This window comes from Burkholderia sp. E168m22, from assembly GCF_001319805.1.
Lineage (GTDB): Bacteria > Pseudomonadota > Gammaproteobacteria > Burkholderiales > Burkholderiaceae > Burkholderia > Burkholderia orbicola.
In genome coordinates this window covers 112747-127290 of the sequence record NZ_BBSK01000109.1, presented here as the reverse complement: position 1 = coordinate 127290, position 14544 = coordinate 112747, and the positions used below count along the sequence as shown (strand labels likewise).

General features: G+C 65.2%; 16 protein-coding genes and 1 pseudogene. 9 read left to right on the top strand and 8 right to left on the bottom strand.

Features of this window, described 5'->3' with window-relative positions:
• Position 1: 1 nt before the first annotated feature.
• Complete coding sequence (locus AP428_RS35845; RefSeq protein ID WP_082409420.1) at positions 2-1057, top strand: relaxase/mobilization nuclease domain-containing protein; 1056 nt, start codon at positions 2-4, stop codon at positions 1055-1057.
• A 196-nt stretch (positions 1058-1253) separates the two neighbouring features.
• Here AP428_RS35845 and AP428_RS37495 read toward each other — a convergent pair whose 3' ends face one another.
• The 4 genes from AP428_RS37495 to AP428_RS25410 form a co-directional block, all read right to left on the bottom strand.
• The gene (locus AP428_RS37495) at positions 1254-1451 is read right to left on the bottom strand and encodes a hypothetical protein (protein ID WP_226292390.1); all 198 of its coding nucleotides are present in this window, start codon (positions 1449-1451) and stop codon (positions 1254-1256) included.
• A gap of 113 nt (positions 1452-1564) precedes the next feature.
• On the bottom strand, positions 1565-2374 hold the full coding sequence (locus AP428_RS25420) for a TlpA disulfide reductase family protein (protein ID WP_011548463.1): 810 nt from the start codon (positions 2372-2374) through the stop codon (positions 1565-1567).
• Between the two features lie 578 nt (positions 2375-2952).
• Positions 2953-3543 carry a DUF4410 domain-containing protein gene (locus tag AP428_RS25415; protein ID WP_011548462.1) on the bottom strand — a complete coding sequence of 197 codons (591 nt, stop codon included), beginning with the start codon at positions 3541-3543 and terminating at the stop codon, positions 2953-2955.
• Positions 3544-3764: 221 nt separating this feature from the next.
• Entirely contained in the window at positions 3765-4766 is a 1002-nt protein-coding gene (locus AP428_RS25410; RefSeq protein WP_011548461.1) for a hypothetical protein, read from the bottom strand.
• 184 nt (positions 4767-4950) lie between these two features.
• Here AP428_RS25410 and AP428_RS25405 point away from each other — a divergent pair, with 184 nt between their 5' ends.
• From AP428_RS25405 to AP428_RS25395, 3 genes are all read left to right on the top strand, one after another.
• Positions 4951-5202 (top strand): type II toxin-antitoxin system Phd/YefM family antitoxin, encoded by a 252-nt coding sequence (locus AP428_RS25405; protein WP_011548460.1) that lies wholly within the window; start codon positions 4951-4953, stop codon positions 5200-5202.
• Positions 5202-5621 carry a type II toxin-antitoxin system VapC family toxin gene (locus AP428_RS25400; protein WP_011548459.1) on the top strand — a complete coding sequence of 140 codons (420 nt, stop codon included), beginning with the start codon at positions 5202-5204 and terminating at the stop codon, positions 5619-5621. The genes AP428_RS25405 and AP428_RS25400 overlap by 1 nt, the downstream gene beginning before the upstream one ends.
• A 121-nt stretch (positions 5622-5742) precedes the next feature.
• Complete coding sequence (locus AP428_RS25395; RefSeq protein WP_041489426.1) at positions 5743-6468, top strand: class I SAM-dependent methyltransferase; 726 nt, start codon at positions 5743-5745, stop codon at positions 6466-6468.
• Between the two features lie 162 nt (positions 6469-6630).
• On the opposite strand, the gene AP428_RS25390 is transcribed toward AP428_RS25395, so the two are convergent.
• Positions 6631-7095 carry a hypothetical protein gene (locus AP428_RS25390; protein ID WP_011548457.1) on the bottom strand — a complete coding sequence of 155 codons (465 nt, stop codon included), beginning with the start codon at positions 7093-7095 and terminating at the stop codon, positions 6631-6633.
• A 78-nt stretch (positions 7096-7173) separates the two neighbouring features.
• Positions 7174-7575, bottom strand: a complete 402-nt coding sequence (locus AP428_RS35840; RefSeq protein WP_011548456.1) for a hypothetical protein — start codon at positions 7573-7575, stop codon at positions 7174-7176.
• A 134-nt stretch (positions 7576-7709) separates the two neighbouring features.
• Here AP428_RS35840 and AP428_RS25385 point away from each other — a divergent pair, with 134 nt between their 5' ends.
• Complete coding sequence (locus AP428_RS25385; RefSeq protein WP_011548455.1) at positions 7710-8081, top strand: helix-turn-helix domain-containing protein; 372 nt, start codon at positions 7710-7712, stop codon at positions 8079-8081.
• Positions 8082-8345: 264 nt separating this feature from the next.
• Here AP428_RS25385 and AP428_RS35835 read toward each other — a convergent pair.
• A pseudogene (locus AP428_RS35835) lies at positions 8346-8727 on the bottom strand (GNAT family N-acetyltransferase); the annotation flags it as partial.
• A 234-nt stretch (positions 8728-8961) separates the two neighbouring features.
• Between AP428_RS35835 and AP428_RS25380 the strand changes: the two are divergent.
• Positions 8962-10626: an ABC transporter ATP-binding protein gene (locus AP428_RS25380; RefSeq protein ID WP_011548453.1), complete on the top strand. Its 1665-nt coding sequence runs from the start codon at positions 8962-8964 to the stop codon at positions 10624-10626.
• Between the two features lie 18 nt (positions 10627-10644).
• On the opposite strand, the gene AP428_RS25375 is transcribed toward AP428_RS25380, so the two are convergent.
• Positions 10645-11682: an aldo/keto reductase gene (locus tag AP428_RS25375; protein WP_011548452.1), complete on the bottom strand. Its 1038-nt coding sequence runs from the start codon at positions 11680-11682 to the stop codon at positions 10645-10647.
• A 127-nt stretch (positions 11683-11809) separates the two neighbouring features.
• Between AP428_RS25375 and AP428_RS25370 the strand changes: the two genes are divergently transcribed.
• From AP428_RS25370 to AP428_RS25360, 3 genes are all read left to right on the top strand, one after another.
• Positions 11810-12691 (top strand): LysR family transcriptional regulator, encoded by an 882-nt coding sequence (locus AP428_RS25370; RefSeq protein WP_011548451.1) that lies wholly within the window; start codon positions 11810-11812, stop codon positions 12689-12691.
• A gap of 179 nt (positions 12692-12870) precedes the next feature.
• Positions 12871-13170: a helix-turn-helix transcriptional regulator gene (locus tag AP428_RS25365; RefSeq protein ID WP_011548450.1), complete on the top strand. Its 300-nt coding sequence runs from the start codon at positions 12871-12873 to the stop codon at positions 13168-13170.
• Positions 13171-13190: 20 nt separating this feature from the next.
• Positions 13191-14543: a pyridoxal-dependent decarboxylase gene (locus AP428_RS25360; RefSeq protein ID WP_011548449.1), complete on the top strand. Its 1353-nt coding sequence runs from the start codon at positions 13191-13193 to the stop codon at positions 14541-14543.
• Position 14544 lies beyond the last annotated feature (1 nt).

Sequence of the window (14544 nt, the reverse complement as noted above, 5' to 3'; positions counted from 1 at the left end):
TATGCCGTTTCCCAGACAGTACGTCGATGCGCTGCTCGTCAACTGGGGCGATCGACTGTTTCACGAGCCGCTGCGGCATGTGCGCGCCCCGCATCTGCCAGGCGTGGCGTTGCCGCGCGATGCGCGGCGTCTACGCGAACGGCTGGCTTTGACGCTTCGACGCGCGCCCGAGGTCATGGTCAAGATTACCAACAAAGCGTCAGGCGCACAGGGCATGGGTGCGGTGCGTCGACACTTGCAATATATTTCACGCGATGGTCATGTCGAGCTGGAAGACCAGGACGCGCGCGTATTGGTCGGGGAGGCTGCCTTGCAGGACCTTTTTGACGAATGGCGGTGGGGTGGTTGGGGGATGCCGGAAGAGAGCCGGCGTCGGGAAACCTTTAATTTGATGCTATCAATGCCCGCGGGCACGGACCGCGCGGCCGTCCGAGAGGCGTCAAGGGCGTTCGCGCGCGAGATATTCGGCGACGGACGATTGTACGTGTTCGCACAGCACGATGACCAACCGCATCCGCACGTCCATTTGTGTGTTCGGGTGCGTGGTCCTGACGGGCGGTGTCTGAATCCGCGCAAGCGGGATCTGCGTACATGGCGCGAGGTGTTTGCGCGCCAGTTGTGCGAACACGGGGTCGATGCGAACGCAACGCCGAGGCTGGCTCGCGGTGAGACACAACGCTTTCCGACGCAGGCCGTGTTACGAATGCAGTCTCGTGGAGTTGCCCCGCGTTTTTACCGATCGGTGCTCGATGTGCGGGCAGAAAAGGCGTTATGGGATGCGCATATCGAAACATTGGCAGTCTGGCGTGGGGTCGCACAAGCATTGGCCCATTCCGGTGTCCCTGAAGACCGAACCATGGCAATGGCTATTGTGGATTTTGTGCAGCACATGCCGGCGAGGCAATTGGAGCCCGGCGCTACCCGACTCGACCCGGCCACCACATGCTCACATCGTGACCGCTCGAATGAGCCCAGGTATATTGCCCGCTTCACGGGTAAACAGCGCAGTGTTAATGGCAGGCCACCCGAACCGGATCCGCTATTTGACCGAGACTGATCGCCTTTCCGTCAGCCGTGTTTGGGTGTCGGGTGCGCGATTCTGCACGCATGACGTATGCCGCCGCGAACGGCGATTCGTGTGCACACGCCGTTGGTTCACGGGCGTCGTGCGATTGTGGTAGCGCGGGTGATGGGCACTGGGTAACGTGATGGCGTCCGTCGGCCTGACCGGTTCGCTACGTAGACTGGCGCCGTCAGTGTTCACGCATGCAGCGCTGCATCTGCTTTCGCGCATGCTCTGGCCTGGCGTCGAAGTCACGCGGTTTCATGTCGAGCCCTTCGGCGTGGGCGGATTCCACATCGGCGGTGGCATCAGGCGGAGTGCCACATACAGATACGGCGAAGGCATCCGTCTCCCAGCCGATGTGCAGGCCGTTGCGCGAGTTGGACACGATCGCGCTGACGCTTTCGACGAGGCCTATCGGATCGGTCTTCGTGTACCGGTGGGTCGCGCTCGAAGCTCGGAAGTGATGAAGCGGCGTCGCCTCTGGTCCGCCGCCGGGCATTACTGCCCGAAGCGCTGCGTGATGGCGTCCTTCAGGCGCGCGGCGGTCAGCTCGCCCATGTGCGATTCGACGAGTTCACCTTTCGCGTTGAAGAACAGCGTGGTCGGCAGTCCACGCGAGCCATACGCATGCATCGCGTGCAGCGACGGATCGAGCAGCACGTGATCGAAACGCAGGCTCTGCTGCTCGAGGAACGCACGCACGGCGTGCGCGTTTTCTCCCTGGTTGAGCATCAGCACCGTGATGCCCGGATGGTCGCGCTGCGCCTGTTCGAGGATCGGCATCTCGCGCCGGCACGGCGCGCACCACGTCGCCCACAGGTTCACGACCACCGGCTTGCCGACGAAGCCCGCCGGCAACACGGGCGTTGAATCGAGTGCCTGGAGCGGCATCGCGGCAAGCGGCGGCGCGCCGCGCTGCAGCGTCGCCAGCGTGCCTTGCGCGATGCCCCACGCACCGAGGCCGGCGACGATGCCGGCCAGTACCGGCCGACGCAGCGCCGGCAGGCGACGCAAGCGCCAGCCGGCGAACACCAGCGCGGCCGCGATACCGATGCGCGCGTCGAAGCCGCCATCGCCGAGCGCGACGATCGCGCGCGGCGACGCCGCATAGTCCGGCCACCATTGAGCGACATAACCGACGCGCGCGGCGATCAACCCGAGCAGCAGCACGTCGAGGATCAGGCTCGACGCGCTCTTGTGATGCCCGTCGGGCGGACGGCGCTGGATGACGCGCGCGACGAGCCACGCCAGCAGCGCGGCGACGGCTACCGCGGCGACGCGGATCGAGAAGGGACCGATACTCAGCATGAAATAGGAAGAATGGACGTGATCGAGCGGGACAGGAGAGCTGGTGGGCCGTCGCAGTGCTCAAGCCTTCGACGGTCGTGCGGCGTTTCGACCGGTTGTCGCGTATGGGGGTTCCGTCGAAGAACGTAACGGCGTATTGCGGGTCGCGATGGGTGCCCCGGGCAGCTCACGAGGGCGTGATGTTCACGCAAGCTTGCAGCGAATCAGACCAGTCTGATGGTCAACGGCATACCGTTCATCAACAATACGCAGACCGGTTTGGTGTGGTGTCCACCGGTATCCCGCCTAGGGATCTCTCCTTGCCGGCCGCTCCGCTCGCGAGCGGCCGCTTTTTTGTTGTCATGCGTGCGCGCGTGAATGCCTTGTGGCGGTCGGTGGGCGCGGCCGCACTCCGATGCATATCGGCTGATTTAACGGAATAGGACCGCTGCCAGATGCGAGCACAGGGCATTCACTCGCGCATTGCAGGACGCATGATGGTCGGTTCGCGACCGGCGAGGCCGTGCGTTGATGGCAGCACCGGGTCTGCCGCCATGGCCCGACGGGCCGCGCATCCGCGATCCGTCGGGCGGCGGGCTTTACAGCTTCCTCGACGCTGCCGGTGCCGCGTCGCCTTGCGTGGCGGCGGTCGTCGGATCGAGCGTCGCGAGCGTCTTCTCGGTGAATTTCTCGTACAGCCAGTCCATACGCATGCTGTCGATGCCGGCGATACCGCCGAGCGCATACGACGCCGACACCTTGAAGTGGTCGACCGGGTGATTGTCGGCATCGGTGAACGTGACGGTGCCGTCGACGTAATCGCTGCCGGCCATGAAGCCGAACATGACGGCCGAGAAACTCGAGCGCACGCGAATGCCGGTGACTTCGACGTTCAGGTGCATCGCATCGGTTGCATCCGCTTTGGCCAGCAGCTTGCGTGCGTCCAGTGCATGTTCGATTTTCTCCTGCAGTTTCTTTGCGTCGAACTTCAGGTTGTCTTTCAACGCTTCCTGCGCGGCATTGTCGAGCGTGACCGTCACGATCACGGGCTTCTTGCCGAATGGGGTCGTCGATGCGGTCACGGCGGCCCCGGCCGTATCGCTGGCGTCGCGCGTCACGCTGCTGGCGCAGCCCGATAGGAAGCCGATCGTCACGAATGCCAGAGCGGCATGGCGGATAAGAGATTTCATGATTTGGTCTTTGATTGAGGTTATTGGAATGGGCTCTGTGGCCGAGCGGGAATCTAGCACGGAGCGATTCCATTCAAATCGTCGAATAGATCGAAAATCGATGCGGTGTTTGGTCGACGCGGCGCGATTGCACCGAGGAATGGTCGAAATAATGGGCAGTGCGTGATGAACGGCGGTGGAGATTCGCTATAGCTTGCGCGGCGGCGTCTCCTGGCTGGCGATTACTGGCCGTTGCCCGACACCGCTTCACCCAGCCGATACGCCGTAAAGAACTCGTACCACGGCGAGCCTTGCGTGACCGGCACACCGAGCGCCATCGTGCGCTGTTTCAGTGCGCCGAATACATCGTCGATGAGCGCCCTCTGCGCGCCGTCGCGGAACGGAACCGGTTGCGTCCGCCCCGCCGCGAACGCGCCATACGCGATCGCCAGCAGGCGGGCGCGGTCGTCGGTGCCCGCGATCGACGCGTTGATCGTTTCGACGAAGCGCGGCCGGTCTTCCGCGCGCGGCGCGGACAGGCACAGGAACACGATCGCCGACAGTTCATGCCGGTCCTTCACCCGCAGCAGCGCGGGCAGCCCTGCAACGATCCGTTCCACCGGTTCGTCGCGCAGCGCATCGCCGAAGTCGAGCACGGCGGTCATCGGGTTCGTGTCGGCTTTCAGGCGGTCGAGCGCCGGTTGCGGGGCCGACCACGCGCGGTCCTGCACCGCGGCGGGCGTGGACCGCAACGCATCGGCCACCTGCTGCGTCCACTCCGGAAAGATCATCCGCACGTTGCCGAACTGCTCGCCGCCTTCCGCGGACGGATTCCACCGATAGACGATCGTGCCGCCGCGAATGAACGGCGAATACAGATGCTCGGGCGTTTGCGGCAGCGGCCGCCGGTTGATCGGCAGCCACGCGAGCGTGAGCCAGTCGTAGCGGCCCGTCGCGGGCACTGCCGGGCTCGAACTCGCGACGACCTGCCACATGCCGCGATTCGCATAGCGGCGGCGCGCGTCGGGTACCGGGACGGTCTGGCCTTTCGCGGTGTCGAAATACGTCGTGCCGGTGACGTTCGCTCCGCTGTCCGCTGCCGGCGTGATGGTCGAGATGACCCACGACGCACCATCAGCCGAACGGTAGTCGGACAGCTTGAGCGTCGCCACATCGTGCACCATGCGCGTTTCCGCCGCGACGGGGCTCGCGGGGAGATTGGCGGGGGCCAGGATGCTCGGCATGGACTTTCCTCGGAATCGGATGCGCATCGTCGAGCGGGGGCGATGCGCGGCGGTGCGGGGCGTTTCTCGTAACTGTAGGACGTTGCTACAGGTATCGCGAGGAACCCGCCGCGCAGCGTGAGGAATAACACGCAGTCATATATTGTAGTAACATACCTACATATATGGTTTCCAGGAGTTCATCGTGACCATCACCACACTCTCGAGTCGTGAGCTCAACCAGGACGTGACCAAGGCAAAGAAGGCGACAAAGGACGGCCCCGTGTTTATCACCGACCGCGGCAGGCCTGCCCACGTGTTGCTGAGTTTCGAGGAATACCAGCGTCTCACCCGGCAGCAGCGCAACATTGCCGACTCGCTCGCCATGCCAGGTGTCGAGGACGTCGAATTCGACCCGCCGCGCGCGAACGTCAAGATCAAGGAGGTCGATTTCTGATGATGTTCGTTCTCGATACCAATGTGGTTTCGGAACTCCGGAAAGTGCGGGCGGGCAAGGCGGACAGGAACGTGGCAGCCTGGTGTTCGACCGTCGATGCGTCGGTGCTGTTTGTCTCGGCGATCACGATCATGGAGCTGGAGACAGGTGTCTTGCAGATCGAGCGCGGAGATGCGGAGCAGGGCGCGCTGCTCAGGGCATGGCTTGACGGGCAAGTCCTGCCCGAGTTCGCTGGTCGCGTGTTACCGGTCGATACTGCTGTCGCGCAACGATGCGCACGGCTCCATGTGCCGGACCAGCGATCCGAGCGGGACGCGCTCATTGCCGCCACGGCGATCGTGCACGGCATGACGGTCGTGACGCGCAACGTTGCCGATTTCGTTGAAACCGGTGTCGCGATCCTGAATCCGTGGGATTGAGCGAAACAACCAGCTTGCTCACGAGGGAAATCGGATGCCGCTTGCATGCAAGCGCGCGTCGATTCGCTTCGGCTTACCATGCGCATCCTGGGCCAACGACGCAGACCGATCGGGAGCACGCATGACCGGCACGAAAGCCATTACCGAACACTGGACGCGGGTCGCTGACCAATGGATTGGCTGGGCCGGCAAGCCGGGCCACGATGCGTTCTGGAAATATCGCGCGGGGCTCGCGGCCTACATCGGTCGCGGCACGGGCGTCGCGCTGGAGGTCGGCTGCGGCGAAGGCCGCGTGAGCCGTGAGTTGAAGGCGCTCGGTTACGACGTGACCGCGAGCGACGCGGTGCCCGCGATGCTCGACGCGGCGCGCCACGCGGATTCCGCGCATCGCTATCAACTCGCCGACGCGGCGGCGCTGCCGTTCGACGCGGCCAGCTTCGATCTCGTGATGGCGTACAACGTGCTGATGGATCTCGACGACATGCCGCGCGCGCTGAACGAGGCGCGCCGCGTGCTGAAGCCGGATGGGACGCTATTCATCTCGATCGTGCATCCGTTCCGCGATCGCGGCGCCTTTGCCGGGCCACAGCCCGATGCGCCGTTCGTGCTGACGGGCAGCTATTTCGGGCGTGAGCATTTCGACGGCATGGAAACGCGTGACGGGCTGTCGATGCATTTTGCAGGATGGTCGCTGCCGCTGCAGGCGTACATGGAGGCGCTGGAAGCGTCCGGGTTCGCGATCGTGTCGTTGCGCGAACCGCCGCCCGATCATGCCGATACGGATCAGTTGAAGCAGTGGGCGCGCGTGCCGCTGTTTCTGTGGATCAAGGCTCGGCCATTGCGTTGAGCGCGTGCGACTGATAGGCGACGCGGATGCTTCGCGCGATTTTCAATTCGAATGTGTGACCGACTCATCGCGCGCACCTATGCTGAACGAGCGCGAGTCGGCACCGTGCTTTCGCACCTCGACATCTTATACTCGCAGCGTGTCCGCAACGCTGAACTTGCGTTATACAACCTGCTGATCGTCGCTGGTCTCGATCGAAACAGACAAGAACTGCTTGCCACGCGCTGGTGCACCTGCGGGTTCCAGTCGCAAGAGAAAATCGAAATATCGTTCCGGGAGCTTTCCAAGTTGTTCCTGGATCGCTGCCAGCTTGATGAGGCACTGGGCGTCCCAGTTCATTCCGACAACAAGCTCGCTCGTCACGCCGTTCCACTCGCTAAGTAGAATAGAGGCCGCACGAGCATGCTCTTCGGCGAAGCGTTCGATGCGTTGTTCGATGTAACGCGCATCGTCACGCATCAACGTACCCGAGATGCACAACGAAACGGTATGCGCGACGGTGTCGTGTTTCACGTACACGCTGGCGATACCGCTCAGGTGCCGGGATACCCGATCGAGTTGCTCATCGTCCAAGTCGTCCTGGACGGACAGTGCACCTGAGAGGCTGTACGGTGCGGGCTCTTCCATTGCGAACCTCCAGAGGTTGGGGTGAAATCAATGTCCCGATTGGGTCGAGAATCTCAGCTTTTAGGTAGGCTAGGCGGATCATCCGAGCGGAGCTCCCAGTACCTGAGTGTTTTGAGTATCAGAATGTGGCGGCGTAGACGCGTGATGCCGTACGTATTCTTTCGCCGGATCCTGCAACTGTTCGACCTGTCGGCCCGGCGTGAGGGGCATGAGAGATTGTTCCCCGAACCGTATGCGACTGAATACGGCGGCGGTTCGGGCCCACTTCCGGGAGAATTCTTTCAATTTACCTTCAATGGAGGCGACCTCTTGATCGGTAAGTGCACCGCGAAGGCGGATCATGACCGAATGCGTGACGGCATCGGTGACGCAGTAGACGGTCGCGGAAGCGGCCAAGCTCTGCGCGAACTGCTGTGCGTGATTGCGTCGGAAGCTACCGACGACCGGGAGTGCGCCGCAGATTTCGTACGTGAATGGCATGAGTCCTCCGATGCATCGAGATCGTCTGCAGGCAGGAGCCGGAGCTTCTCAGTGCTCTTGTCCATCCCGAGACACAACTGAGTACATGCAAACGATAGTCAACAAATGAGTTCATGTCAACAGAAAATCCACAAATGAATTCCTTTTCGCTTCGCTTGAAGCAGGAGCGACGACGCCTGCAAATGAACCAGGCCGAATTCGGCGAGGCAGGAGGTGTTCGGAAACAGGCTCAGTCCAACTATGAACAGGGCTCGAGGATTCCGGATGCCAGCTATCTGACCCGACTTGCTGAGATTGGCGTCGACGTTCAGTATCTGCTGACCGGTCGCCCGTCGGACCCCGGAACTTTGGCGCTAACCGGCGACGAAGAACTGCTCCTCGCGGGCTTTCGAGAACTGAAGCCGCGAGAAAGGCGCGGGGTGCTGGCGCTCGTGGCTGCGATCAACGGTACGCCGACGGAACGATCGGGGACGGGGCAGGCGTCGGGGGAGGCCGAGGACGTTTGATTCGTTGGACGTGCGGGGAATGTATAGCCGACGTTTGACGCTGCAGAGCAGGGGAATGGCCGGTCAGGAGAAATGTTACGACCCATTAATGGCAACGAAAACCGACACATCGAAATGGTGTCCCCGAGGATACAAAAATCCGGTGAAAGGACGAATTTGTATCCCGCGGGCTACCCGGGGTCGTGAAGCCATGTCCGCCCGACGGTCGGGGTGTACGTGGCGGGTCGTCGATGCGCTATGTGATCCGTCACGTGCGGCTGCCAGCCAGTGCACGCGTTCGGCACGATGCCGGCGCGCGGCGTCGTACACGGCTTCGATCAGTGCGCGGCCGACACCTTTGCCGTGTTCGCTGTCGAGCGTGGACAGATCCTGCAGATAGCAGGACGGCCCGATGTGCGTCGTGCTGCGGCCGTATACAGGGAACGCGCGAACCCGACGGGCCTGCAGTGACGCTGCACGACCAGCGCGTACACCGGTTCGTAGCCGTCGAAGAAGCGCGACCACGTGAGCTACGTGATGTGCGGCGGTAGCGCGTGTGGCGTCGAAGCGGCTATAGAAGCGGTTGTGATCCCACTGCGGCAGCCATTCATCGTAGTCGTCTACTCCCAACCACGCGTACGGTCGGGCCGGTATCGGCAACGTTCATGTTCGTGAGCCTTTCGAGGAGGGAAGAGCGTTGCCGGCCAGACCGGTCGCGGGGCGCAACGACAAGAGGGCAGGGGCACGATGGGGGGCCGCGGTGCTCGCGTTTTCTGATGTCACAGCGCAACTGCATGCGGCTACCGTCGTGCAGCCCGAACGATGCGGTGGGCTTTCTTTCAGTCTGCTAGACTTTTTGGCCGCCTGTCGCCATCCGGGCCGCGCCCCGGTCCATTGCGCCATGAACGAACACCACGCACCGAATCCAATCACCGAGGTGCTGCGCGCCTACTGGAAGGCCGATCGCTGGATGTTATTGACGGTTGCGGCCGTCGTCGTGCTGTCGAGTGCCACCGCCGTTGCCGCTCCGTATCTGTTCTCGCGCCTGATCGACGCGCTGTCGCATCGCGGCGCGCTGCACGCGCTCATGGCGGGCTTCGTGGTCTACGCAGTGCTGCTGGGCCTGTCCAGCGCGCTGCAACGCGTCGTGCAGTACCTCGCCTTCATGACGTCCGGGAATCTGGGATTCATCACCAGCACGCGCTTTTTCGAGCGCGTCCTGAAGAAAACCACGGCGTTCTTCGTCGAACACAATCCCACCGAAATCCAGAGCGCGAATACGCGCGGCAGCCGCGCGCTGGCGGTGCTCGTGCAGCTTGCGCTGATGGATTTGATCCCCGGCACGCTCCAGATCGTCTTCACCCTCGTCACGCTGGGCGCAATGATCAACCTCGAAGTGGCGGCCATCACCGCTGCGTATGGCGCGATCGCGGTGACGATCGCGATCGTTTCCGCGCGGCGCTCGCGGGTGTACCTGGATCGCGCGATCGAGGCCGGGCAGGACAATGCGCGGTTCGTCGGCGGCGCGATCAACGCGATGGAGACGCTCCGGCATTTCGGCAGCCACCGCTGGATGAGCGAGCGTTTCGCGGAGAAGGCGCGCGCCGAGCGCGATAACTGGCGCGCGTACGTGATGCAGCATGTCGGCTTTCTCGCGCTGCTGGGGCTCGGCCTCGCGATCCAGTTCTCGGTCACGTTCTGGCTGCTGTTGCCGCGTCATGCGGCCGGCGCGCTGTCGATCGGCGACATCGTGCTGTTCAACACGCTGCTGCTGCAACTGAACCTGCCGTTCGACATGCTCGCGCGCTCGATCGACGAGAGTGTGCGCTCCCGCGCCGCACTCGTGCCGTTCACCGCGCTCTGGACGGCGCCCGAGGAGCGGCAGGTGTCGCACGCGTCGGCGTTCGCGCCGCGCGACGGGCGCATCGTGTTCGAGCGCGTCGGCTATGCATACGGCAACGGGCGCGGCGTGCGCGACGTCGATTTCGTGGCCGAGCGCGGCGGCATCACGTTCGTCGTCGGCGAAACCGGCGCGGGGAAGTCGACCGTCTTCAAGCTGGCGCTGAAATCGATCGAGCCGACCGATGGTCGCATTCTGGTCGACGGCGTTGATTTTGCGACGATCGATCGCGCCGACTGGTACGGCGCGGTGGCCGTCGTGCCGCAGGACATCGTGCTGCTGAACGACAGCCTGGAGGACAACATCCTGCTCGGCCGCCCGCGCGATGCGCAGCGCCTGCGCGACGCGGCCGCGAAGGCCGCGATCCTGCCGTTCATCGACGGCTTGCCGGACGGGTTCCGCACGACGGTCGGCGAGCGCGGACTGAAACTGTCCGGCGGCGAGCGCCAGCGCATCGCGATCGCCCGCGCGCTGTACGGCAATCCGACCGTGCTGTTTCTCGACGAGGCGAGTTCCGCGCTCGACGAAGCCACCGAGCGCGACATCATGGCGCACGTGCGGCTGCTGGCCCGCGACGTCACGGTGATCGCGATCACGCACCGGCGCTCGGTCATCGGGCCGACCGACAAGGTCGTGCGGCTCGGCGCGGCACGCGTGCCGGCCTGATGCCCGGGTCTCGACGGCTTACCCGCGCATCGGCGGATTGAGCCGCGCGAACACCGCCTGCCGGCGATACGGAAAGTACGGATACGGCGCTTCGACCGCACTCGCCGCGTCCAGCTTCGCGACCTGCGCATCGGTCAGCGTCCAGCCGACCGCGCCGAGGTTCTGCCGCAACTGTTCCTCGTTGCGCGCGCCGACGATCACCGACGACACGGTCGGCCGCTGCAGCAGCCAGTTCAATGCGATCTGCGGCACCGTCTTGCCGGTTTCCTCCGCGATCGCATCGAGCGCATCGACCACGTCGTACAGGCGCGCGTCGTCGACCGGCGGCCCGTAGCTGGCCGTTTCATGCAGCCGGCTGCCTTCGGGCAGCGGCGCATTGCGCCGGATCTTGCCGGTGAGCCGGCCCCAGCCGAGCGGGCTCCACACCAGCGCGCCGAGGCCCTGGTCCGCGCCGAGCGGCATCAGGTCCCATTCGTAGTCGCGGCCGACGAGCGAGTAGTACACCTGGTTCGCCACGTAGCGCGACCAGCCATGCCGGTCGGCCGCCGCGAGCGACTTCATGATCTGCCAGCCGGCGAAATTCGACACGCCGATGTAGCGCAGCTTGCCCGCGCGCACGAGATCGTCGAGCGTCGACATCACTTCCTCGACCGGCGTGCCGGCGTCGAACGCATGCAGTTGCAGCAGGTCGATGTAGTCGGTGTCGAGGCGGCGCAGCGCGTCGTCGACGGCGCGCACCAGCCGTGCGCGCGACGTGCCCGCCTCATTCGGGCCGTCGCCGGTGGGCAGGCCCGTCTTGGTCGAGATCAGCACCTGGTCGCGGCGCCCCTTGAGCGCGGCGCCGAGCACGCGCTCGGACGCGCCGTCGGAATACACGTCGGCCGTGTCGAACAGGTTAACGCCGGCTTCGAGACAGATGTCGATCAGGCGGCGCGCTTCGTCGACGCCGGTATTGCCCCATGCACTGAACAGCGGGCCGGTGCCGCCGAAGGTGCCGGCGCCGAAGCTCAGGGCGGGGACCTGAAGGCCGGAGCGGCCGAGCGTACGGTATTCCATGTGCGTTTCCTTTCGTCGTATGGGCGCGGCGTGGCCGCGGATCGATCGTCAGGCGATCAATGTACCGTTTGCGCCATTCCCGGATAATCCAGGAGACGGCGAAAATATCCTTCGGAAGGGGCGAACAATGCTGCTCGACAACCTCGCGCTGTTCCTGCGCATCGTGGAGAAGGGCGGGCTGGCCGCGGCGGGTCGCGAGGTCGGTCTGTCGCCGGCCACGGTGTCGGAGCGGCTGACGGCGCTCGAGCGTCACTACGGCGCGGCGCTGCTTACGCGCACGACGCGCGCGATCAGCCTGACCGACGAGGGCCGCACGCTGGTGGACGGCGCGCGACGCCTGCTGGCCGAGGCCGACGAGCTCGAAAGCCGGGTGCGGCTGGGCGTGCAGACGCTGTCGGGGCCGGTACGGCTCAGTGCGCCGGCCGATCTCGGGCGCGAGCGCGTCGTGCCCGTCGTCGACGCATTCCTGGCCGACCATCCGGGCGTGACGGTCGACCTGCATCTCGGCGACGGGTATGTCGACCTCGTCGGGCAGGGGCTCGATTTCGCGATCCGCCGCGGCACGCTGGCGGACAGTTCGTTGCGCAGCCGTTCGCTCGGCCGTGCGCGGCGCGTGGTATGCGCGTCGCCCGCGTATCTCGCCGCACATGGCGCGCCAATGCACCCGGACGAACTCGCCGCGCACGACTGCATCGTGATGCGCTTCGGCCAGGAGCTGTACGCCGAATGGCCGTTCAGCATCGACGGCGTCCTGAAGCGCGTGGTGGTGCGCGGCCGGCGCGTCGCCAACGACGGCGCGCTCGTGCGCGCGTGGTGCATCGCGGGGCACGGCATCGCGCTGAAGTCGCTGGTCGACGTCGAGCGGGATCTGGCGTCGGGCGCACTCGTCGAGATCCTTCGCGACTTCTCGCCGGGTGAAGTCGATCTGCAGATCGTCTATCCGGGCAGCGTCGCGCAGCCGCGGCGCGTGCGGGCGTTGATCGACCGGCTGGCGCAGGCGCTGGCGTAGCAGCACGTTGCCCGCGCGCGGCCTGCGAGACGTTGCGACGGCGATTCAGCCGTGATCGCAGCGAATACCGAAGGTGCATACCGACGAACGACATCACGCCCGAAAATCGTTCTTCAAACCATTTGCCCACGTTTCGTCATTTAGCTAATATTCAAAACGTTAAACGAATCCGCACCCCCATGGACGACGTCACCCGCCTCAGCGCGCTGGCCAACGAAAGCCGTCTGGCCGTGATGCGCTGGCTCAGGCAACCGCGCAAGCATTTCCCGCCGCAGCCGCATGGCGACGTCGACGAGCTCGGCGTGTGCTGCACGTACATCACCGAGAAGCTCGGCATCGCGCCGGCCACGACCACGCGCCACATGCGCATCCTTGCGGATGCCGGGCTCGTGCGGGCGACCCGCGTCGGCAAGTTCACGTACTACAAGCGGATCGACGGCGCGCTGCAGCGGCTCGGCCGCGATCTCTCGCAACTCTGACCCTGACCGAGGCAACCGACATGGACGAACTTTCCTTGCTGGCCGACGCCGACCGGCGCGCGCACGCGTATCTGGCTGCAACGAACGAGCGGCGCGCGTTTCCCGACGCGGCCGCACTCGCCGGCCTCGCTGCGTTCGACGAGCCGCTGCCCGATGCAGGCCGCCCAGCCGACGACGTGCTGCGCCTGCTCGACGAGCACGGCGCGCCCGCGACGGTCGCATCGAACGGCCCGAACTACTTCGGCTTCGTGATCGGCGCGACGCTGCCGGCTGCGGCGGCTGCCGAGCGGCTGATGCTCGCGTGGGACCAGTGCGCGTCGTCGTATGCGAATTCGCCGGTGGCCGCGACGCTCGAGCGCCAGGCCGCGCGCTGGGTCGTCGATGCGCTCGGGTTGCCCGAAGGCAGTGCGGTCGGCTTCGGCACGAGCGCGACGGCCTGCACGCTCGTCGCACTGGTGGCCGCGCGGCGCGCGCTGCTCGCGCGCAAGGGCTGGGATATCGACGAGGACGGGTTGATCGGCGCGCCGGAAGTGAAAGTCGTGATCTCCGCGCTCGCGCACATCACGGTGAAGAAGGCGCTGCGCGTGCTCGGCTTCGGGATGAAGCGCATCGTCGTCGCGCCGGTCGATACGCACGGCCGGATCGACCCGGCGCAGTTGCCGCCGCTCGACGACATGACCATTTTCTGCGTGCAGGCGGGCGAAGTGAACACCGGCGAATTCGATCCGTTCGCGGCGTTGATTCCGCCCGCGAAGGCGGCCGGCGCGTGGGTGCACGTCGACGGCGCATTCGGCCTGTGGGCGCGCGCGTCGTCGAAGCGCGCGCTGACGGACGGCATCGACGGCGCGGACAGCTGGACGACCGACGGTCACAAATGGCTCAACACGCCGTACGACGGCGCGATGGTGATCTGTCGCGACGCGGCCGCGCTCGCCACCGCGATGAACAGCGACGCCGTCTATCTGAGCGGCGCGCACGATGCGCAGAAGAACCTGAACCTCGAATTCTCACGCCGCGCGCGCGGCATTCCCGTGTGGGCCGCATTGCGCTCGCTCGGCCGCGCCGGCGTCGCGACGATGATCGAGCGGCATTGCGCGCAGGCGGCGCGGGTCGCCGACGGCCTGCGGGCGGCCGGCTACGACGTGCTGAACCGCGTCGTGCTGAACCAGGTGCTCGTGCGCGCCGGCACCGACGAGGAAACGGCGGCGATCCTCGAAGCCGCGCAGGCGTCGGGCGACGTGTGGTTCGGCGCGACCGTGTGGCAGGGGCGGCCGGCGTTCCGGATCAGCGTGTCGTCGTGGCGCACCGAGGACGTGCACATCGATCGTCTCGTTGCGTTGCTGACGAAGCTGCGCGGCGTGCACGTGGGTTGAG

Coding starts and splice junctions, on each gene's coding strand:
- AP428_RS35845 (WP_082409420.1), top strand. CDS start 2: ATGCCGTTTCCCAGACAGTACGTCGATGCGCTGCTCGTCAACTGGGGC.
- AP428_RS25420 (WP_011548463.1), bottom strand. CDS start 2,374: ATGCTGAGTATCGGTCCCTTCTCGATCCGCGTCGCCGCGGTAGCCGTC.
- AP428_RS25415 (WP_011548462.1), bottom strand. CDS start 3,543: ATGAAATCTCTTATCCGCCATGCCGCTCTGGCATTCGTGACGATCGGC.
- AP428_RS25410 (WP_011548461.1), bottom strand. CDS start 4,766: ATGCCGAGCATCCTGGCCCCCGCCAATCTCCCCGCGAGCCCCGTCGCG.
- AP428_RS25400 (WP_011548459.1), top strand. CDS start 5,202: ATGATGTTCGTTCTCGATACCAATGTGGTTTCGGAACTCCGGAAAGTG.
- AP428_RS25395 (WP_041489426.1), top strand. CDS start 5,743: ATGACCGGCACGAAAGCCATTACCGAACACTGGACGCGGGTCGCTGAC.
- AP428_RS25390 (WP_011548457.1), bottom strand. CDS start 7,095: ATGGAAGAGCCCGCACCGTACAGCCTCTCAGGTGCACTGTCCGTCCAG.
- AP428_RS35840 (WP_011548456.1), bottom strand. CDS start 7,575: ATGCCATTCACGTACGAAATCTGCGGCGCACTCCCGGTCGTCGGTAGC.
- AP428_RS25385 (WP_011548455.1), top strand. CDS start 7,710: ATGAATTCCTTTTCGCTTCGCTTGAAGCAGGAGCGACGACGCCTGCAA.
- AP428_RS25380 (WP_011548453.1), top strand. CDS start 8,962: ATGAACGAACACCACGCACCGAATCCAATCACCGAGGTGCTGCGCGCC.
- AP428_RS25375 (WP_011548452.1), bottom strand. CDS start 11,682: ATGGAATACCGTACGCTCGGCCGCTCCGGCCTTCAGGTCCCCGCCCTG.
- AP428_RS25370 (WP_011548451.1), top strand. CDS start 11,810: ATGCTGCTCGACAACCTCGCGCTGTTCCTGCGCATCGTGGAGAAGGGC.
- AP428_RS25365 (WP_011548450.1), top strand. CDS start 12,871: ATGGACGACGTCACCCGCCTCAGCGCGCTGGCCAACGAAAGCCGTCTG.
- AP428_RS25360 (WP_011548449.1), top strand. CDS start 13,191: ATGGACGAACTTTCCTTGCTGGCCGACGCCGACCGGCGCGCGCACGCG.